At 43.9% G+C, this 20,700-nt stretch carries 18 protein-coding genes; all 18 read left to right on the top strand.

Annotated features, from left to right (window positions below; genetic code table 11):
* Positions 1-46: 46 nt before the first annotated feature.
* The 18 genes from ymfI (at position 47) to mutL (ending at position 20,614) form a co-directional block, all read left to right on the top strand.
* A complete protein-coding gene (gene ymfI / locus ACQVGT_RS11715) occupies positions 47-775 on the top strand; it encodes an elongation factor P 5-aminopentanone reductase (protein ID WP_015483236.1) in 729 nt (242 codons plus the stop codon).
* An 80-nt stretch (positions 776-855) separates the two neighbouring features.
* Positions 856-1,113, top strand: a complete 258-nt coding sequence (locus ACQVGT_RS11710; protein ID WP_003245199.1) for a DUF3243 domain-containing protein — start codon at positions 856-858, stop codon at positions 1,111-1,113.
* 129 nt (positions 1,114-1,242) lie between these two features.
* Positions 1,243-2,034, top strand: coding sequence for a DUF3388 domain-containing protein (locus ACQVGT_RS11705; protein WP_003220998.1), 792 nt, complete (start codon positions 1,243-1,245; stop codon positions 2,032-2,034).
* An 18-nt stretch (positions 2,035-2,052) separates the two neighbouring features.
* The gene (gene rodZ, locus ACQVGT_RS11700) at positions 2,053-2,967 is read left to right on the top strand and encodes a cell shape determination protein RodZ (RefSeq protein ID WP_003244699.1); all 915 of its coding nucleotides are present in this window, start codon (positions 2,053-2,055) and stop codon (positions 2,965-2,967) included.
* A gap of 50 nt (positions 2,968-3,017) precedes the next feature.
* Positions 3,018-3,599 carry a CDP-diacylglycerol--glycerol-3-phosphate 3-phosphatidyltransferase gene (gene pgsA, locus ACQVGT_RS11695; protein ID WP_003244753.1) on the top strand — a complete coding sequence of 194 codons (582 nt, stop codon included), beginning with the start codon at positions 3,018-3,020 and terminating at the stop codon, positions 3,597-3,599.
* Positions 3,600-3,616: 17 nt separating this feature from the next.
* Complete coding sequence (locus ACQVGT_RS11690) at positions 3,617-4,867, top strand: competence/damage-inducible protein A (RefSeq protein WP_003231847.1); 1,251 nt, start codon at positions 3,617-3,619, stop codon at positions 4,865-4,867.
* Between the two features lie 172 nt (positions 4,868-5,039).
* Entirely contained in the window at positions 5,040-6,086 is a 1,047-nt protein-coding gene (recA, locus tag ACQVGT_RS11685; RefSeq protein ID WP_003245789.1) for a recombinase RecA, read from the top strand.
* 167 nt (positions 6,087-6,253) lie between these two features.
* The gene (locus ACQVGT_RS11680; protein WP_015383692.1) at positions 6,254-7,429 is read left to right on the top strand and encodes a serine hydrolase domain-containing protein; all 1,176 of its coding nucleotides are present in this window, start codon (positions 6,254-6,256) and stop codon (positions 7,427-7,429) included.
* Between the two features lie 275 nt (positions 7,430-7,704).
* Positions 7,705-9,267, top strand: a complete 1,563-nt coding sequence (gene rny, locus ACQVGT_RS11675) for a ribonuclease Y (RefSeq protein ID WP_003221010.1) — start codon at positions 7,705-7,707, stop codon at positions 9,265-9,267.
* A gap of 68 nt (positions 9,268-9,335) precedes the next feature.
* Positions 9,336-10,130, top strand: a complete 795-nt coding sequence (gene ymdB / locus ACQVGT_RS11670) for a 2',3'-cyclic-nucleotide 2'-phosphodiesterase (RefSeq protein WP_003245138.1) — start codon at positions 9,336-9,338, stop codon at positions 10,128-10,130.
* A 199-nt stretch (positions 10,131-10,329) separates the two neighbouring features.
* Positions 10,330-10,590 (top strand): stage V sporulation protein SpoVS, encoded by a 261-nt coding sequence (spoVS, locus tag ACQVGT_RS11665; RefSeq protein ID WP_003154135.1) that lies wholly within the window; start codon positions 10,330-10,332, stop codon positions 10,588-10,590.
* A gap of 264 nt (positions 10,591-10,854) precedes the next feature.
* A complete protein-coding gene (gene tdh, locus ACQVGT_RS11660) occupies positions 10,855-11,898 on the top strand; it encodes an L-threonine 3-dehydrogenase (RefSeq protein WP_015483237.1) in 1,044 nt (347 codons plus the stop codon).
* Positions 11,899-11,910: 12 nt separating this feature from the next.
* Positions 11,911-13,089, top strand: coding sequence for a glycine C-acetyltransferase (locus ACQVGT_RS11655; RefSeq protein ID WP_015383694.1), 1,179 nt, complete (start codon positions 11,911-11,913; stop codon positions 13,087-13,089).
* A 147-nt stretch (positions 13,090-13,236) separates the two neighbouring features.
* Positions 13,237-14,766, top strand: a complete 1,530-nt coding sequence (gene miaB / locus ACQVGT_RS11650; protein ID WP_015483238.1) for a tRNA (N6-isopentenyl adenosine(37)-C2)-methylthiotransferase MiaB — start codon at positions 13,237-13,239, stop codon at positions 14,764-14,766.
* Position 14,767: 1 nt separating this feature from the next.
* Positions 14,768-15,199 carry a regulatory iron-sulfur-containing complex subunit RicA gene (ricA, locus tag ACQVGT_RS11645; RefSeq protein WP_003231834.1) on the top strand — a complete coding sequence of 144 codons (432 nt, stop codon included), beginning with the start codon at positions 14,768-14,770 and terminating at the stop codon, positions 15,197-15,199.
* Positions 15,200-15,460: 261 nt separating this feature from the next.
* Positions 15,461-16,006 (top strand): outer spore coat protein CotE, encoded by a 546-nt coding sequence (gene cotE / locus ACQVGT_RS11640; protein WP_003231833.1) that lies wholly within the window; start codon positions 15,461-15,463, stop codon positions 16,004-16,006.
* 132 nt (positions 16,007-16,138) lie between these two features.
* Positions 16,139-18,715, top strand: a complete 2,577-nt coding sequence (mutS, locus tag ACQVGT_RS11635; protein WP_015483239.1) for a DNA mismatch repair protein MutS — start codon at positions 16,139-16,141, stop codon at positions 18,713-18,715.
* Between the two features lie 15 nt (positions 18,716-18,730).
* Positions 18,731-20,614, top strand: coding sequence for a DNA mismatch repair endonuclease MutL (gene mutL, locus ACQVGT_RS11630; protein ID WP_015483240.1), 1,884 nt, complete (start codon positions 18,731-18,733; stop codon positions 20,612-20,614).
* Positions 20,615-20,700 lie beyond the last annotated feature (86 nt).

The raw sequence follows: 20,700 nt of genomic DNA, 5'->3' as shown, positions 1-20,700 counted from the left end.
TCCCTCCAGTGTGAGGGGTGTTTTTCTGCGGAAAGAAGGAAAGAGGATGAACAAAACAGCACTAATCACCGGAGCAAGCGGCGGCATTGGCAAAAGCATCAGCGAAACCCTTGCGGCTAAGGGATACAATCTGTTGCTGCATTACAATACAAATCAATACGCGGCAGCGGAGCTTGCTGAAAAACTAAGTCAGATGTTTGGCGTAAATGCGGAGATATTACAAGCTGATCTGTCCGCGCAAGATGGAGCAGATAAGCTGACAAGTTCAATTGTTCAGCCGATTGATGCGATTGTTTTAAACAGCGGACGAAGCCATTTTGGGCTGATTACGGATGTAGATAACGCAACGGTCCAGGAAATGGTTCAGCTTCATGTAGCGAGTCCGTATATGCTGACGAGAAACCTTCTGCCAGGCATGATTCGGAATAAATCGGGAGCGATTGTGGCTGTCAGCTCGATTTGGGGAGAGACTGGGGCATCCTGTGAAGTGCTGTACAGCATGGCAAAAGGAGCTCAGCATTCGTTTGTAAAAGGATTGGCTAAGGAGCTGGCGCCAAGCGGAATCAGGGTAAACGCCGTAGCGCCGGGCGCAGTTGATACAAATATGATGAATCAATTTACCCCGGCTGAAAAAGAAGAGATCGCTGATGAGATTCCGATCGGCCGGCTGGCCCGGCCGCAAGAAATTGCGGATGCAACAGCTTTTCTCCTGTCTGAAAAAGCGTCATATATTACCGGCCAAATTCTGTCGGTGAATGGCGGCTGGCACTGCTGATCCGAAAATATTCGGTGTATAGTTTCTTTTGCGAAGGATACAATAATCTTGTAACTTCACATGAAATGGAGGAAACAAGCATGTCAGTATTAGAAAACTGGGATAGCTGGAAAAACTTCCTTGGCGACCGTCTGAACTATGCGCAAGATAAAGGTATGAGCCAGGATACGATTACAGATCTTGCGACAGAAATCGGCAGCTACTTGGCTAATGAAGTGGAATCTAAGAACGAGCAGGAAAAAGTGCTGGCAGATCTTTGGAGTGTAGCATCAAAAGATGAACAGCACGCCATTGCCAATATGATGGTTAAGCTTGTTGAAAATAACAGCACTCACTAGGAAGAGAGGGGATTTTTCCTCTCTTTTTTATGTTTTCCTCATCACAGCAACATTCTTCTTTCTAATTAGAGAAAAATGCTTTATGATAAAGGAAGGTAAAATTTTGCCACAATGAAGGGGGTATATCATTTGGCAAAGCTCGAATGGTATTTTGAATATGAAATTCAAGTGAACCGCCCCGGACTGCTCGGGGATATTTCATCTCTTCTTGGGATGCTTTCTATCAACATCGTAACGATAAACGGCGTCGATCTTTCCAGAAGGGGAATGCTCCTCAGGTGCCGCCATATAGATCAAATTAAACGATTAGAATCAATCTTAAAAACGATGGAAACAATTAAAGTAACGAAGCTTAGAGAACCGAGGCTTCGCGACCGTCTTGCCGTACGCCACGGCCGTTATATTCAACGGGATGCCGATGACAAGAAAACGTTCCGCTTTGAACGGGACGAGCTTGGCTTATTAGTCGATTTTATGGCCGAATTGTTCAAAAAAGAAGGCCATAAATTAATTGGAATCAGAGGTATGCCGCGTGTCGGGAAAACGGAATCGATTGTAGCCTCTAGTGTGTGTGCAAGCAAAAGGTGGCTGTTTGTGTCATCAACCTTGCTGAAGCAGACGATAAGAAGCCAGCTGATTGCCGATGAATACAGCACTGAAAATGTTTTTATCGTTGACGGAATTGTGTCAACACGAAGGGGATCGGAACGCCATCTCCAGCTGGTCCGTGAAATCATGCGGCTTCCGGCAACAAAAGTGGTGGAGCATCCGGACATATTCGTTCAAAATACAGAGTATACACTAGATGACTTTGATTATATTATTGAACTGAGAAATGACCCTGATGAGGTTATTACATATGAACATGCCGAGGAACCCCAAATGTTTGATCAATCCGGGTTTTCAAGCTTTGATTTTTAAAATTGGAAGGTGTTTGTTGTGACTGAACTAGGAATCCGGCTCAAAGAAGCCAGAGAGGAAAAAGCAATGTCATTGGATGATCTCCAAGCGGCAACAAAGATTCAAAAAAGGTATTTAACCGCCTTGGAGGAAGGGAACTATGACATTATTCCGGGGAAGTTTTATGTTCGGGCATTCATCAAGCAATATGCAGAAGCCGTTGGGCTTGATGCGGATCAGCTGTTTGAGGAGCATAAAAAAGATATCCCTAATACGTATCATGACGATGTGTCTGAAAAGATCTCCGGCATGAATCTTCAAAAGGAAATGCCAAAGCCAGCATCTAAGGCGCTGGAGCTGCTGCCAACGATACTTGTTATTCTCGGCGTGATTGTCGTGATTGCCATTGTGTACGCGATCATTCAATTTGCCAATCACAAAAACAGTGATGATCATAATGCGGCATCAGAAAAAGCAATTACGCAAAGTGAGAGCAAGTACGAAATCCCTAAAGATTCAACGCTGAAAGAGAATCAAAATAACAGCTCTGAAAAAGAGACAGACACTAAAAAAGAAACGAAAGAAAACGAAGATAAGAAAAAAGAAAATGACAGTGAGAAGCTGGAGATTAAAGCTGCTGGCACTGAAGGATCGTTAACGACTTATGAAGTGTCCGGCGCTGATAAAATCGAGCTGGAACTGAAGGCATCAGACAGCTCCTGGATTCGAGTGCGTGATGAAAACAGCAGCTCTTTAAAAGAAGGAACGCTGAAAAAAGACGAAACCTATAAAAAAGACATAACTGATCAGAAACAAGTTGATATCCGCACCGGATATGCACCTAATCTGAAAATAAAAATCAACGGTAAGGTTCTTTCATATGAACTTGATCCGAAAAAAGTGATGGCACAAACCATAAAGATTGTAAATAAAAAGGAAGAAAAGTCATCTTAAATTATCAGATGACTTTTCTTCACGTCTGAGTATGAAATTGGAGGGGCTTTATGTTTAACTTACCAAATAAAATCACACTAGCTAGAATCGCATTAATCCCAATCTTCATGATTATCATGCTGGCGCCGTTTGACTGGGGCAGGCTCGAAGTTGGAGACGAATCAATCCCGGTCGCACATTTGGCGGGGGCTATTCTATTTATTATTGCATCTACAACAGACTGGGTGGACGGGTATTATGCCCGAAAACTGAATCTCGTAACAAACTTCGGGAAATTTCTTGATCCGCTTGCGGACAAACTGCTCGTATCCGCAGCGTTAATTATCCTTGTTCAATTTGATCTCGCTCCAGCTTGGATGGTCATTGTGATTATCAGCAGGGAGTTTGCCGTGACAGGTTTAAGGCTTGTCTTAGCCGGAACAGGGGAAGTCGTAGCTGCTAACATGCTTGGTAAAATCAAAACCTGGGCACAGATTATTGCGGTATCCGCATTGCTTCTTCATAATCTTCCATTTGAACTTGTGTCATTCCCGTTTGCTGACTTGGCGCTGTGGGTAGCCGTCTTCTTTACTGTCGTCTCAGGCTGGGAATACTTCTCTAAAAACTGGGAAGCGTTAAAAACATCTAACTAAGAAAGAAGGACTTCGTCATGGAATTTCCAAAAAAAGCAGAAATAATTGCAGTCGGTTCAGAGCTGCTGCTTGGCCAAATCGCCAATACAAATGCTCAATTTATCAGCAAACAGCTCGCTGAAATCGGGGTCAACGTATTTTATCATACAGCGGTCGGCGATAACCCGGAGCGGCTGAAGCAGGTCATCCGCATTGCTGAAGAACGCTCTGACTTCATTATTTTTTCAGGAGGTCTTGGACCCACAAAAGATGATCTGACGAAAGAAACGATTGCAAATACGCTGGGACGTCCGCTTGTGTTAAATGATGAGGCATTCCAATCCATTGAGGACTATTTCAAACGAACAAAACGCACGATGTCACCTAATAACCGAAAACAGGCGCTTGTGATCGAAGGCTCTGACGTGCTGGCGAATCACTTTGGAATGGCCCCGGGAATGCTCACAGAGCATGAATCGCGCTATTATATGCTTCTTCCTGGACCGCCGAGCGAATTGCGTCCAATGTTTGAAAACGAGGCAAAACCTCTTCTGCTGAAAAAGATGGGTTCAAATGAAAAAATTGTGTCAACCGTTCTTCGTTTTTTCGGTATCGGTGAATCTCAGCTTGAAGCCGATTTGGAAGATATTATTGATGCGCAAACCAATCCGACAATTGCGCCTTTGGCGGCTGATGGAGAGGTGACGCTGCGTCTGACAGCCAAACACGCCGATGAAAAGGAAACAGAGCGTCTGTTAAAAGAAACAGAGGCCGTTATCTTAGAGCGTGTCGGTGAATTTTTCTATGGTTACGATGATACTTCTCTTGTAAAAGAGCTATCTATAGCGTGTAAGGAAAAAGGCATTACAATTTCTGCGGCAGAAAGCTTTACCGGAGGGCTGTTTTCTGAATGGCTGACGGATCATAGCGGTGCCTCAAAATTATTTGCCGGGGGCGTTGTTTGCTATACAAACGACGTGAAGCAGAATGTGCTTGGTGTCAAGAAGGAAACATTAGATCGTTTTGGGGCGGTCAGCAAGGAGTGCGCATCCGAACTGGCTAAGGGTGTTCAAAAACTCACTGGCAGCGATATCGGCATTAGCTTTACTGGTGTAGCAGGACCTGATGCTCAAGAAGGGCATGAGCCTGGGCATGTGTTTATCGGCATTTCCGCAAATGGTAAAGAAGAGGTTCACGAGTTTCACTTTGCGGGCTCCAGAACGGGGATCAGAAAACGCGGCGCTAAATACGGCTGCCATTTAATCTTAAAGCTTTTAGAGCAAAAATAATATTTTCAGCACATTATCCTCCTAAGAAAACATGATTTCTCTGATACATTATGATATTTTGATAGGAATCACGCCAAGAAAAAATCCGAATATGCGTTCGCTTTTTTCTTGGCAAATCCCTTCAAACAGGGTATAGTATATGTAGTGGTAACATAAAGGAGGAAAAAATAGAATGAGTGATCGTCAGGCAGCCTTAGATATGGCTCTTAAACAAATAGAAAAACAGTTCGGCAAAGGTTCCATTATGAAACTGGGAGAAAAGACAGATACAAGAATTTCTACTGTCCCAAGCGGCTCCCTCGCTCTTGATACAGCACTGGGAATTGGCGGATATCCTCGCGGACGGATTATTGAAGTATACGGTCCTGAAAGCTCAGGTAAAACAACTGTGGCGCTTCATGCGATTGCTGAAGTTCAGCAACAGGGCGGACAAGCCGCGTTTATCGATGCGGAGCATGCGTTAGATCCGGTATACGCGCAAAAGCTCGGTGTTAACATCGAAGAGCTTTTACTGTCTCAGCCTGACACAGGCGAGCAGGCGCTTGAAATTGCGGAAGCATTGGTTCGAAGCGGGGCAGTTGACATTGTCGTTGTCGACTCTGTAGCCGCTCTCGTTCCGAAAGCGGAAATTGAAGGCGACATGGGAGATTCTCATGTCGGTTTACAAGCACGCTTAATGTCTCAAGCGCTTCGTAAGCTTTCAGGGGCCATTAACAAATCGAAGACAATCGCGATTTTCATTAACCAAATTCGTGAAAAAGTCGGTGTTATGTTCGGGAATCCGGAAACAACTCCTGGCGGCCGTGCGTTGAAATTCTACTCTTCCGTGCGTCTTGAAGTGCGCCGTGCTGAACAGCTGAAACAAGGCAACGACGTAATGGGGAACAAAACGAAAATCAAAGTCGTGAAAAACAAGGTGGCTCCGCCGTTCCGTACAGCCGAGGTTGACATTATGTACGGAGAAGGCATTTCAAAAGAAGGCGAAATCATTGACCTAGGAACTGAACTTGATATCGTGCAAAAAAGCGGTTCATGGTACTCTTATGAAGAAGAGCGCCTTGGCCAAGGCCGTGAAAATGCAAAACAATTCCTGAAAGAAAATAAAGATATCATGCTGATGATCCAGGAGCAAATTCGCGAACATTACGGCTTGGATAATAACGGAGTAGTGCAGCAGCAAGCTGAAGAGACACAAGAAGAACTCGAATTTGAAGAATAAAAATAAAATAAGTTTCAAATGATACAAAAGGCTGAGTGAAAAACTCAGCTTTTTTGTATATTGCAAAAAAATGATAAAAATATTGCTTTTTTTGACAACTTTTTTAGGGCTTTATTCGTCTAACAAAACGTGTGCAAAATGGAATTTATTTTGGGAGGAAAAAATGAATGACAAGCCCAACCCGCAGAAGAACTGCGAAACGCAGACGGAGAAAACTAAATAAAAGAGGAAAACTGTTGCTTGGTCTTTTAGCAGTGATGGTTTGCATTACGATTTGGAATGCTATTCATCGAAATAGTGAAGAAAACGAGCCATCTCAAGAAATTGCAGCGGTTTCAAATACCGATCAGAAAAAAGAGATCAAAAAGAAAACTGCCAAAAAATCAGAGGAACAAATCAAAACAGTGGATCGAAATCAAAAAATCAGCAATTATTTAGAAGAGATCGGTTTCAGCGGAACAGCCATGATTGTCAGAAATGGAGAAATCGTAACAAATAAAGGTTTTGGCTATGCTGACCGTAAACACTACATTCAAAATAATCCATTGACATCTTTTTATGTCGGTTCATCACAAAAAGCGCTGATTGCAACTGCTATTTTGCAGCTTGAGGAAAAGGGGAGACTTCAGACAAGTGATCCGGTAAGTACGTATTTACCTCATTTTCCCAACGGACAAACGATTACTTTGAAGAATCTGCTTACACATACATCGGGGATAAACGGACATATTGAAGGAAACGGCGCCATTACTCCGGACGATTTAATAAAAGACATAGAACTGCAGGGAATCAAACGTCAGCCGGGCGTATGGGACTACAAGGATTCCAACTATTCTGTTCTTGCTTATATTATTGCTGAAGTAAGCGGTGAGCCCTATGAACAGTACATAAAGAATCATATTTTTAAACCTGCGGGAATGACGCATGCAGGCTTTTACAAAACATATAAAAAAGAACCTTATCCTGCCATCGGGTATAAGATGGAGGGCAGCAAAACAGTTACACCGTATATACCTGATCTATCCCAGCTGTATGGAGCGGGGGATATTTATATGAGCGCTATAGATATGTACAAATTTGACCAAGCGCTGATAGACGGAAAACTGTATTCGCAAAAAAGCTATGAAAAGATGTTTACGCCAGGGAGCAGCTCCACATACGGCATGGGATTTTATGTTGCTCCCGGCAGCTATTCAAACCATGGTGTTATGCCGGGCTTCAATATCTTGAACAGCTTTAGCAAATCTGGGCAAACCATTGTTGTTTTGTTCTCAAACATTCAAAATAATGCTAAATTGGGCCAAGTGAACAATAAAATATACCAGCTTCTAAATCAAGAATGATTGGCGATCTTCTTTTGGATGAATTGCATTCGGCACGTGAAAAGACGACTGGCCTGCAAACGTTAAGATGGCAAGCTTGACAAGTATTTCCGACACATTTACAATGAAGTTGTAACATTTGTTTTTTTAACATGATTGTTAAACCATTTAAACTTGACAAGGGCGATGAACACACTCATTCCCTGTGAAGGTTCTGTATGTTGAGAAAACTAGACAATGTACATGCCGACACTTTTTAAGCAACAACCAAGTTCATAGCAAGAGGAGGTGAAAGTATGACCCCAATTATGATGGTTCTCATCTCCATTTTGCTGATTCTACTCGGTTTAGTTGTTGGCTACTTTGTTCGTAAAACCATTGCCGAAGCGAAAATTGCGGGCGCACGCGGTGCAGCCGAGCAAATTCTTGAAGATGCGAAGCGTGATGCTGAAGCACTGAAAAAAGAAGCTCTGCTTGAAGCAAAGGATGAAATCCACAAACTTCGAATAGATGCTGAACAGGAAGTTCGTGAAAGACGAAATGAGCTTCAAAAACAAGAAAACCGTTTACTCCAAAAGGAGGAAAACCTTGATCGCAAACATGAGGGAATTGATAAACGGGAAGCGATGTTGGAGAAGAAAGATCATTCTCTGAATGAACGACAACAACATATTGAAGAGATGGAAAGCAAAGTGGATGAGATGATTCGTATGCAGCAGTCAGAGTTGGAACGAATTTCGAGTCTGACTCGTGATGAAGCGAAACAAATCATTCTTGAGCGGGTTGAAAACGAGCTTTCACATGACATCGCCATCATGACAAAAGAAACTGAAAACCGTGCGAAAGAAGAGGCGGATAAGAAAGCGAAAAACATTCTTTCACTCGCCTTACAGCGCTGCGCAGCGGACCACGTTGCCGAAACAACGGTATCAGTTGTCAATCTACCAAATGATGAGATGAAAGGACGTATCATCGGACGGGAAGGGCGTAACATTCGTACGCTTGAAACGCTGACAGGAATTGACCTGATTATTGATGATACGCCTGAAGCTGTCATTCTTTCCGGATTTGATCCGATCAGACGTGAGACAGCCAGAATTGCTCTTGATAAACTCGTTCAGGATGGCCGTATTCATCCGGCACGGATTGAAGAAATGGTTGAAAAATCTCGCCGCGAGGTCGATGACTATATTCGTGAGATGGGTGAGCAAACGACATTTGAGGTTGGTGTTCACGGCCTCCACCCAGATCTCATCAAGATCCTCGGCCGCTTAAAGTTCCGTACAAGCTACGGTCAAAATGTGCTTAAGCATTCCATGGAAGTCGCATTCTTGGCCGGTCTAATGGCATCGGAGCTTGGTGAAGACGCAAAGCTTGCTAAACGTGCGGGTCTTCTTCACGACATCGGGAAAGCAATTGACCATGAAGTAGAAGGAAGCCACGTTGAAATCGGGGTAGAGCTTGCGACCAAATATAAAGAGCACCCAGTCGTGATTAACAGTATTGCATCACACCACGGGGATGAGGAGCCGACTTCCATTATCGCTGTGCTGGTAGCTGCAGCAGATGCGCTTTCCGCTGCAAGACCTGGCGCAAGAAGTGAGACGCTCGAGAATTATATTCGAAGACTTGAAAAACTCGAAGAAATTTCTGAGTCCTACGAAGGTGTTGAAAAATCATTTGCCATTCAGGCTGGACGCGAAGTGCGTATTATGGTGAAGCCGGATTCAATTAATGATCTTGAGGCTCATCGACTGGCGCGAGATATCCGCAAGCGAATTGAGGACGAGCTCGATTATCCAGGTCATATTAAGGTGACAGTAATCAGAGAAACTCGAGCCGTAGAGTATGCAAAATAAAGTGATGCGCTAAGCATCACTTTATTTTTTTGACGGCAAGGAATTTTCAAGAAGAAAGGATTTACAAAATGAGAATTTTATTTATCGGAGATGTTGTCGGTTCACCGGGCCGTGACATGGTCAAAGAATATGTACCAAAGCTAAAAACAAAATATAAGCCTCACTTTACCATTATTAATGGTGAAAACGCCGCACATGGAAAAGGCCTGACGGAAAAAATTTATCACAGCTTAATCCAGTCCGGCGCAGATGCAATCACAATGGGGAACCACACATGGGACAAAAAAGAAATATTTGATTTTATAGATGACGTTCCGAACTTGGTTCGCCCGGCAAACTTTCCTGAAGGAACACCGGGGAAAGGGATCACATATGTGAAAGCAAACGGCAAAGAACTAGCAGTCATTAATTTGCAGGGACGTACGTTTTTGCCGCCGCTTGATGACCCGTTTTTAAAAGCGGATGAATTGATCGCAGAGGCTGCGAAAAGAACACCGTACATTTTTATCGACTTTCATGCCGAAGCGACAAGTGAAAAGCTCGCACTTGGCTGGTACACGGATGGGAGGGCGTCGGCTGTAGTAGGAACTCATACACACGTGCAAACAGCGGATAACCGCATTTTGCCGAAGGGAACGGCATATATTACTGATGTGGGAATGACTGGCCCGTATGACGGTATACTGGGGATGGACAGAGAGACGATTATTAAGCGATTCAAAACGAACCTTCCAGTCCGGTTTACTGTCGCTGAAGGAAAAACAACGCTCAGCGGAGTTGTGATTGACATTGACGATCAAACGAAAAAAGCCGTGAAAATTGAGCGTATTTTAATCAACGATGATCACATGTTCTTTGAATAGTTGAACATATGGTTATTTTATAAAAATATTAAAAAGAAAAGCAGGAATATAGCAACTCCTTAGTGAATATAGTAAAAATGGAAGGTAGCCCGCTATTTTTGAAAAGCATTGTGGGGATGGCTTTTTGGATAGCAACATCTAATAATGATTGTTCTAATGAACACTCACTTATCCATTGTAAAACTAAGGGGGAGCAGAAATGGAAATCTTAAAAGTTTCAGCAAAATCGAGTCCAAATTCAGTGGCAGGTGCGCTTGCAGGCGTGTTGAGAGAGCGAGGAGCCGCCGAGATTCAAGCGATCGGAGCGGGTGCATTAAACCAGGCTGTAAAAGCTGTGGCGATTGCCAGGGGATTTGTGGCGCCAAGCGGCGTTGATTTGATTTGTATTCCGGCTTTTACAGATATTCAAATCGATGGGGAAGAAAGAACAGCGATTAAATTAATCGTGGAGCCTCGCTAAAAACAAATAAAGCATTCTCAACCTGTTTGCGTAATGCAAACAGGTTGTTTTTCATTTATTGTGATATTTTCTCCCGATAGTATTTTTAGCACATAAATGAGCGAATATACAAAATCAGAAATGAGATAAAACGTTTCAAAAAAAAATTCGCCCTTTTTTCAAGACAGATACTTTTGTCCTTCTGGAAAAGACAGTACTGTTTACGCTTATTCCATATCATGGTACAATCCGAATATAACAAGAATTTTTCAAGGAGGATTGTACATGCAGAGTGGAAAGATGAAAGCTCTAATGAAAAAGGACGGGGCGTTCGGTGCTGTGCTGACTGAAGTTCCCATTCCTGAGATTGATAAACATGAAGTCCTCATAAAAGTGAAAGCCGCTTCCATATGCGGCACGGATGTCCACATTTATAATTGGGATCAATGGGCACGTCAGAGAATTAAAACACCCTATGTTTTCGGCCATGAGTTCAGCGGCATCGTAGAGGGTGTGGGAGAGAATGTCAGCAGTGTAAAAGTGGGAGAGTATGTGTCTGCGGAAACACACATTGTCTGTGGTGAATGTGTCCCTTGCGTAACAGGAAAATCTCATGTGTGTACCAATACTGCTATAATCGGAGTGGACACGGCAGGCTGTTTTGCGGAGTATGTAAAAGTTCCAGCTGATAACATTTGGAGAAATCCCGCTGATATGGACCCGTCGATTGCTTCCATTCAAGAGCCTTTAGGAAATGCAGTTCATACCGTACTCGAGAGCCAGCCTGCAGGAGGAACGACTGCAGTCATTGGATGCGGACCGATTGGTCTTATGGCTGTTGCGGTTGCAAAAGCAGCAGGAGCTTCTCAGGTGATAGCGATTGATAAGAATGAATACAGGCTGAGGCTTGCAAAACAAATGGGAGCGACTTGTACTGTTTCTATTGAAAAAGAAGACCCGCTCAAAATTGTAAGCGCTTTAACAGGTGGGGAAGGTGCAGATCTTGTTTGTGAGATGTCGGGTCATCCCTCAGCGATTGCCCAAGGTCTTGCGATGGCTGCGAATGGCGGAAGATTTCATATTCTCAGCTTGCCGGAACATCCGGTGACAATTGATTTGACGAATAAAGTGGTATTTAAAGGGCTTACCATCCAAGGAATAACAGGAAGAAAAATGTTTTCAACATGGCGCCAGGTGTCTCAGTTGATCAGTTCAAACGTGATCGATCTTGCACCTGTTATTACCCATCAGTTTCCGTTAGAGGAGTTTGAAAAAGGTTTCGAACTGATGAGAAGCGGCCAGTGCGGAAAAGTAATTTTAATTCCATAAAGGGGGATAAACATGACGAAGGAATTTGAGTTTTTAAAAGCAGAGCTTGATAGAATGAAAGAAAACCATACTTGGCAAGACATAAAACAGCTTGAATCTATGCAGGGCCCATCTGTCACAGTGAATCACCAAAAAGTCATTCAGCTATCTTCTAATAATTACCTCGGTTTCACTTCACATCCTAGACTCATCAACGCCGCACAGGAGGCCGTTCAGCAGTATGGAGCCGGCACCGGATCAGTGAGAACGATTGCCGGTACATTTACAATACATCAAGAGCTTGAGAAAAAGCTGGCAGCCTTTAAAAAAACGGAGGCGGCACTTGTATTCCAATCAGGCTTCACAACAAACCAAGGCGTACTTTCAAGTATTCTATCAAAAGAGGATATTGTCATCTCCGATGAATTGAACCATGCCTCTATTATTGACGGAATTCGACTGACAAAGGCGGATAAAAAGGTGTATCAGCACGTCAATATGAGTGATTTAGAGCGGGTGCTGAGAAAGTCAATGAATTATCGAATGCGTCTGATTGTGACAGACGGCGTATTTTCCATGGATGGCAACATAGCTCCTCTGCCTGATATTGTAGAGCTCGCTGAGAAATATGACGCATTTGTGATGGTGGATGACGCCCATGCATCCGGAGTACTTGGCGAAAACGGCAGGGGAACGGTGAATCACTTCGGTCTTGACGGCAGAGTTCATATTCAGGTCGGGACATTAAGCAAGGCAATCGGAGTGCTCGGCGGCTACGCTGCAGGTTCAAAGGTGCTGATCGATTATTTGCGCCATAAAGGCCGTCCATTTTTATTCAGCACATCTCATCCGCCGGCTGTCACTGCAGCTTGTATGGAAGCGATTGATGTCTTGCTTGAAGAGCCGGAGCATATGGAGCGCTTGTGGGAGAATACTGCCTATTTTAAAGCAATGCTTATGAAAATGGGTTTGACTCTCACAGAGAGTCAAACGCCGATTCTTCCTATTTTAATAGGTGATGAAGGTGTGGCAAAGCAATTTTCAGATCAGCTCCTTTCTCACGGTGTTTTTGCCCAAAGTATCGTTTTCCCGACTGTAGCAAAGGGAAAAGCCAGAATTCGCACGATTATAACAGCAGAGCACACCAAAGATGAATTGGATCAGGCGCTTGATGTCATCGAAAAGACGGCAAAGGAGCTCCAGCTATTGTAACAAGAGGAAGAGTTTACTCTTCCTCTTTTGATTCCTTATTGATTATTATTCTCAATGAGTGTACAATGATAGGTTGCCGGTTGTGCAGAGCTTCAATAACCTTTATACTGAAGGGTGGAAGTTTGGTTTGAAAGGAGAAAATATGACATGAATGAAAAACAAAAATTAGAGAGCGGACAAGTTAATCCATCGGACAAAAAATCCGAGAAGGATTACAGCAAGTACTTTGAAGCTGTTTACATTCCGCCTTCTTTAAAAGACGCGAAAAAACGAGGCAAGGAAGCCGTTACTTATCATAATGACTTTAAAATTTCTGAACAATTTAAAGGATTGGGAGACGGAAGAAAGTTCTATATCCGTACGTACGGCTGCCAAATGAATGAACACGATACAGAGGTTATGGCAGGGATCTTTATGGCGCTCGGTTACGAAGCGACAAACTCTGTTGACGACGCCAATGTCATTTTGTTAAACACATGTGCAATCCGTGAAAATGCTGAAAACAAGGTGTTTGGTGAGCTCGGACACTTAAAAGCACTGAAAAAAAACAATCCCGATCTGATTTTAGGCGTGTGCGGCTGTATGTCCCAAGAGGAATCAGTCGTGAACCGTATTTTGAAAAAACATCCGTTTGTCGATATGATTTTCGGAACGCATAACATTCATCGCCTGCCGGAGCTTTTGTCAGAAGCATACCTTTCAAAAGAAATGGTTGTAGAAGTTTGGTCTAAGGAAGGGGACGTTATTGAAAACCTTCCGAAAGTCCGAAATGGAAAAATTAAGGGCTGGGTCAATATCATGTACGGCTGTGACAAATTCTGTACGTATTGCATTGTGCCTTACACACGCGGAAAAGAAAGAAGCCGCCGCCCTGAGGATATCATTCAGGAAGTGAGAAGGCTCGCAAGTGAAGGCTATAAGGAAATTACACTGTTAGGCCAAAACGTAAACGCGTATGGAAAAGACTTTGAAGATATGACGTACGGACTTGGTGATTTGATGGATGAACTGAGAAAAATCGATATCCCGAGAATCCGTTTTACAACGAGTCATCCGCGCGACTTTGACGACCGCCTCATTGAAGTGCTGGCAAAAGGCGGAAATCTGCTTGATCATATTCATCTTCCGGTTCAATCAGGAAGCTCAGAAGTTCTGAAGTTGATGGCACGCAAATATGACAGAGAGCGTTACATGGAGCTGGTGCGAAAAATTAAGGCAGCGATGCCAAACGCTTCTTTGACGACGGACATTATTGTCGGATTTCCGAACGAAACGGACGAGCAGTTTGAAGAAACGCTTTCTCTATATCGTGAAGTGGAGTTTGACAGCGCTTATACGTTCATTTACTCTCCGCGTGAGGGCACTCCGGCTGCTAAGATGAAAGATAATGTACCGATGCGTGTGAAAAAAGAACGCCTGCAGCGTCTGAACGCACTGGTGAATGAAATTTCTGCTAAAAAAATGAAGGAATACGAAGGCAAGGTTGTCGAAGTATTAGTTGAAGGTGAAAGCAAAAATAACCCTGATATTCTTGCCGGCTATACTGAAAAAAGCAAGCTTGTCAATTTTAAAGGGCCGAAGGAAGCCATCGGCAAAATCGTCCGCGTGAAAATCCAGCAAGCGAAAACATGGTCGCTTGACGGAGAAATGGTAGGAGAAGCAATCGAGGTGAAATAAGATGACGCTCTACTCAAAAAAAGACATTGTGCAGCAGGCACGAAACCTTGCAAAAATGATTTCTGAAACAGAAGAGGTTGATTTTTTCAAACGGGCTGAAGCGCAAATCAATGAGAATGACAAAGTGTCCACAATCGTTAATCAGATTAAAGCCCTGCAAAAGCAGGCTGTCAATCTGAAGCATTATGAAAAGCATGAAGCGCTCAAACAAGTAGAAGCAAAAATTGACGCGCTGCAAGAAGAGCTTGAAGAGATTCCTGTTATCCAGGAATTCAGAGACTCGCAGATGGAAGTAAATGACCTACTGCAGCTCGTTGCACACACCATTTCCAACCAAGTCACAAATGAAATCATCACATCAACCGGAGGCGACCTGCTGAAAGGGGAAACCGGTTCAAAGGTGAAGCATTCAAATAACAGCTGTTCTCTCTAAACACGGTGCCTTTACAGGCCCGTGTTTTTTTATCATTTGTGCGGTTATAAATGAACTAAATAATCTATGTACCAAATGTTCAATTGGTTTTTCTGTGCGCAGCCGCGTGTAAACTTTATCGCACTTATAAGTAAAGTTTCTAGGCACACCTGCATACAATGGAACAGAAACTTTGTATTTTTATATTTTATTTATAAAAATGCACACTAGACAAATGCCCAGCATAAGATAACACGAAGAAGAACAAGGAGGCATGCCGGAATGTCTGAATACAGGGAAATTATTACGAAGGCAGTAGTAGCGAAAGGCCGAAAATTCACCCAATGCACCAACACCATCTCGCCTGAGAAAAAACCGAGCAGCATTTTGGGTGGTTGGATTATTAACCACAAGTATGACGCTGAAAAAATTGGAAAAACGGTAGAAATTGAAGGGTATTATGATATAAACGTATGGTACTCTTACGCGGACAACACAAAGACAGAGGTTGTCACAGAACGGGTAAAATACGTAGATGTCATTAAACTCAGATACAGAGACAATAATTACTTAGATGATGAGCATGAAGTAATTGCCAAAGTGCTTCAGCAGCCAAACTGCCTTGAAGTGACCATTTCGCCGAATGGAAATAAAATCGTTGTGCAGGCAGAAAGAGAATTTTTGGCGGAAGTGGTAGGGGAAACAAAGGTAGTTGTTGAGGTCAATCCTGACTGGGAAGAGGACGACGAGGAAGATTGGGAAGATGAGCTTGATGAAGAGCTTGAAGACATCAACCCGGAGTTTTTAGTGGGAGATCCTGAAGAATAAAAAAGGGACTAGGGGAGACAGTACCCCCAAGTCTCTTTTTTATATTGATATATCATTCTTTTATCACTTTTTGTTTATGTTATAATGAAGGTTGGAAAATAGAAACGTTGATACATAGTGAGGGATTAAACAATGGCCGGTTATACGCCTATGATACAGCAATATTTAAAAATAAAGGCAGAGCACCAGGATGCCTTTTTATTTTTTCGCCTGGGTGATTTTTATGAAATGTTTTTTGAGGACGCCAAAAAAGCGTCACAAGAGCTGGAAATTACGTTAACGAGCAGAGATGGCGGTGCGGCTGAAAAAATACCGATGTGCGGTGTGCCGTATCATTCTGCTTCCGCGTATATCGAACAGCTTATTAAAAAAGGGTACAAAGTGGCAATCTGTGAACAAACGGAAGATCCGAAAGCCGCAAAGGGCGTTGTGAAAAGAGAAGTGGTTCAGCTGATTACGCCTGGAACTGTTATGGACGGCAAAGGCATCCATGAATCGGAAAATAACTTTATCGCATCTGTTTCAGCTTGCTCGAACGGATACGGACTTGCGCTGTCTGATTTAACAACGGGAGAAAATTTGGCTGTTTTGATTGAACGGCTTGAAGACGTCATATCAGAAATTTATTCAGTCGGCGCACGGGAAATCGTGGTTTCAGGAAGCTTGGATGCCGATACAGTGGCACAGCTGAGAGAGCGGTGCGGTGCAACGATTTCAATTGAAGACGGAGAAACAGACGAACACGTAACGATCATTGAGCACTTAAATAATGAAGATATAACAAAAACATTTATGCGCTTATATACGTATTTGAAAAGAACCCAAAAGCGCAGCCTTGATCATCTTCAGCCCGTGCAGGTGTATGAGCTTGAGGAAGCGATGAAAATTGACTTATACTCAAAGCGTAATCTGGAGCTGACCGAAACGATCCGTTCGAAAAATAAAAAAGGCTCCCTTTTGTGGCTGCTGGATGAAACAAAAACGGCAATGGGAGGCCGGCTGCTTAAACAGTGGATTGACCGGCCGCTTATAAGAGTCAATCAAATCGAAGAGCGCCAAGAAATGGTGGAAACATTGATGTCCCATTTCTTTGAACGGGAAGATCTGCGTGAACGTTTAAAAGAAGTATATGACTTAGAACGCCTTGCCGGCCGCGTTGCATTTGGAAATGTCAATGCCCGGGATTTGATTCAGCTGAAGGAATCGTTAAAGCAAGTTCCTGGCATCAAACAGCTGGTTGCTTCACTGGCTCATGACAAGGCCAAGGAACGTGCAGAGCGCATTGACCCTTGCGGGGACGTACTTGAACTGCTGGAAGAAGCGCTGTACGAAAACCCTCCTTTATCGGTAAAAGAAGGGAACCTGATTAAAGATGGTTATAATCAAAAGCTTGATGAATATCGTGATGCAAGCAGAAACGGAAAAGACTGGATTGCCCGTCTGGAACAGCAGGAGCGGGAATACACAGGCATTCGTTCTTTAAAGGTCGGCTTTAATAAAGTTTTCGGTTATTACATTGAAGTGACAAAAGCAAATTTGCACTTGCTTGAGGAAGGGCGTTATGAGCGGAAGCAGACGTTAACCAATGCAGAGCGCTACATTACACCTGAATTAAAAGAAAAAGAAGCGCTCATTTTAGAGGCGGAAAATAACATCTGTGAGCTGGAGTACGAGCTGTTTACCGAGCTGCGCGAGAAAGTGAAGCAGTATATTCCGCGGCTACAGCAGCTTGCAAAACAGATGAGCGAGCTGGACGCACTGCAATGCTTTGCGACAATCAGTGAAAATCGTCACTACACGAAACCGGAGTTCTCTAAAGATGAAGTCGAAGTGATTGAAGGCAGACACCCGGTTGTTGAAAAAGTCATGGACAGCCAGGAATATGTCCCGAACAACTGTATGATGGGCGATAACAGACAAATGCTTCTCATTACAGGTCCAAACATGTCAGGGAAAAGCACGTATATGAGACAAATCGCGCTCATTTCCATTATGGCGCAAATCGGCTGCTTTGTACCCGCAAAAAAAGCGGTGCTTCCGATTTTCGATCAAATTTTTACGCGAATCGGTGCTGCAGATGATTTGATTTCCGGACAAAGTACATTTATGGTAGAAATGCTTGAAGCGAAAAATGCGATTGTCAACGCGACGAAAAACAGCCTCATTCTGTTTGATGAAATCGGGCGGGGAACGTCCACTTATGACGGCATGGCGCTGGCACAGGCGATTATTGAATATGTTCACGATCATATCGGCGCCAAGACGCTGTTCAGCACACACTATCACGAGCTGACCGTTCTTGAGGACAAGCTGCCCCAGCTGAAAAACGTTCATGTTCGCGCTGAAGAATATAACGGAACGGTTGTCTTTCTTCATCAAATTAAAGAAGGTGCCGCTGATAAAAGCTATGGTATCCATGTAGCTCAGCTTGCCGAACTGCCGGGAGATCTGATTGCACGCGCTCAAGATATTTTAAAAGAGCTTGAGCATTCAGGAAACAAACCGGAAGTGCCGATGCAGAAGCCTCAGGTGAAAGAAGAGCCGGCACAGCTGTCCTTTTTTGACGAAGCGGAAAAGCCGGCTGAAACACCAAAGCTTTCAAAAAAAGAAAAGCAAGTGATCGATGCTTTCAAATCACTTAATATACTGGATATGACACCGCTTGAAGCGATGAATGAAATGTACAAGCTGCAAAAGAAATTACATTAAAACGGGGTGATGAATGTGGCAAAAGTCATCCAGCTGTCAGATGAGCTTTCAAATAAAATAGCGGCGGGCGAGGTTGTGGAACGGCCCGCCTCAGTCGTCAAAGAATTGGTGGAAAATGCGATCGACGCTGACAGCACAGTCATTGAAATCGATATTGAAGAAGCAGGCCTTGCATCCATTCGGGTTTTGGATAACGGCGAAGGAATGGAGAATGAAGATTGCAAGCGTGCTTTCCGCCGCCACGCAACGAGTAAAATAAAAGATGAAAATGATTTATTCAGGGTGAGAACGCTCGGTTTCAGGGGAGAAGCCCTGCCGAGTATCGCGTCAGTCTCTCATCTGGAGATTACAACAAGCACTGGTGAAGGAGCTGGGACGAAGCTCGTCCTCCAAGGAGGAAACATCATTTCCGAATCGCGTTCCTCAAGCAGGAAGGGAACTGAAATTGTCGTTTCCAACCTGTTTTTTAACACACCGGCCCGCTTGAAATATATGAAAACCGTTCATACAGAGCTTGGAAACATTACAGATGTGGTGAACCGTATTGCTCTGGCGCATCCAGAGGTATCGATCCGCCTGCGCCATCATGGGAAAAACCTGCTTCAAACGAACGGAAACGGAGATGTGCGCCATGTACTGGCAGCGATTTACGGCACGGCTGTCGCCAAAAAAATGCTCCCGCTGCATGTGAGCTCCTTGGATTTTGAAGTAAAGGGATATATCGCCCTCCCAGAGATTACACGGGCGTCGAGAAACTATATGTCGTCTGTGGTCAATGGCCGTTACATTAAAAATTTCCCGCTCGTCAAAGCGGTTCATGAAGGCTATCATACGCTTCTGCCGATCGGACGCCATCCGATTACTTTTATAGAAATTACGATGGACCCGATTTTAGTCGATGTCAACGTGCATCCATCGAAGCTTGAGGTCCGGCTCAGCAAGGAAACAGAGCTTCATGACTTAATACGTGACGGAATTAAAGATGTGTTTAAACAGCAGCAGCTGATTCCGAGTGCCCAGCTCCCGAAAAAATCGGCACCTGTAATCAAAAATGAGCAGCAGTTCATAACCTTTGATGAAAAGCCTGCGGAAAAAAAAGTTCCGGAAAAATCGACTGCGTCATCTTATTCACCAATGAAGCTCAGTTCAGTCGTAAAAGAGCCGCTTGATGCGGAGGAAGAATTGCCTCCTCTCCAATTTGATGCTCCTCCTATCGTTGATCAGGAACAAACCCTTGAGGTGTCCGATGTTTCAGCAGAAGAGCCTGAAACATTTGAGCAGGAATGCCATGAGGAACAGCAGCAGCCAGCGTCTGAGCGGGTTCCGATTATGTACCCGATCGGCCAGATGCACGGGACTTATATATTGGCACAAAACGAAAACGGCCTGTATATTATCGACCAGCACGCCGCCCAAGAACGTATTAAATATGAGTACTTCCGTGAAAAGGTGGGGGAGGTTGAGCCTGAGGTGCAGGATATGATTGTACCGCTGACGTTCCACTACTCCACAAATGAGGCTTTGATTATTGAACAGCACAAACAAGAGCTCGAAAGCGTGGGTGTCTTTTTAGAGTCATTCGGCTCTAACAGTTACATCGTCCGCTGCCACCCGGCCTGGTTTCCAAAGGGAGAAGAAGCAGAGCTCATAGAAGAAATCATTCAGCAGGTGCTCGACTCCAAAAATATAGATATTAAAAAACTCCGCGAGGAAGCGGCGATTATGATGAGCTGCAAAGGCTCCATCAAAGCAAATCGCCACCTCAGAAACGACGAAATCAAAGCGCTTCTGGACGACCTCCGAAGCACATCAGACCCATTTACATGCCCGCACGGCCGCCCGATCATCATACACCATTCCACTTATGAGATGGAAAAGATGTTCAAACGCGTGATGTAGCGGGGGTGGTAAGCATTGATCCATTCTCTGAATGGATCAATGCTTTTTTTGTACTCCTTCGAGTGTCAGATTATAAGAAACGGTTG

The sequence above is a fragment of the Bacillus sp. SCT118 genome (assembly GCF_058566435.1).
Note: the sequence above shows the minus strand (reverse complement) of the source record. Positions and strands in the feature narration are given on the sequence as shown.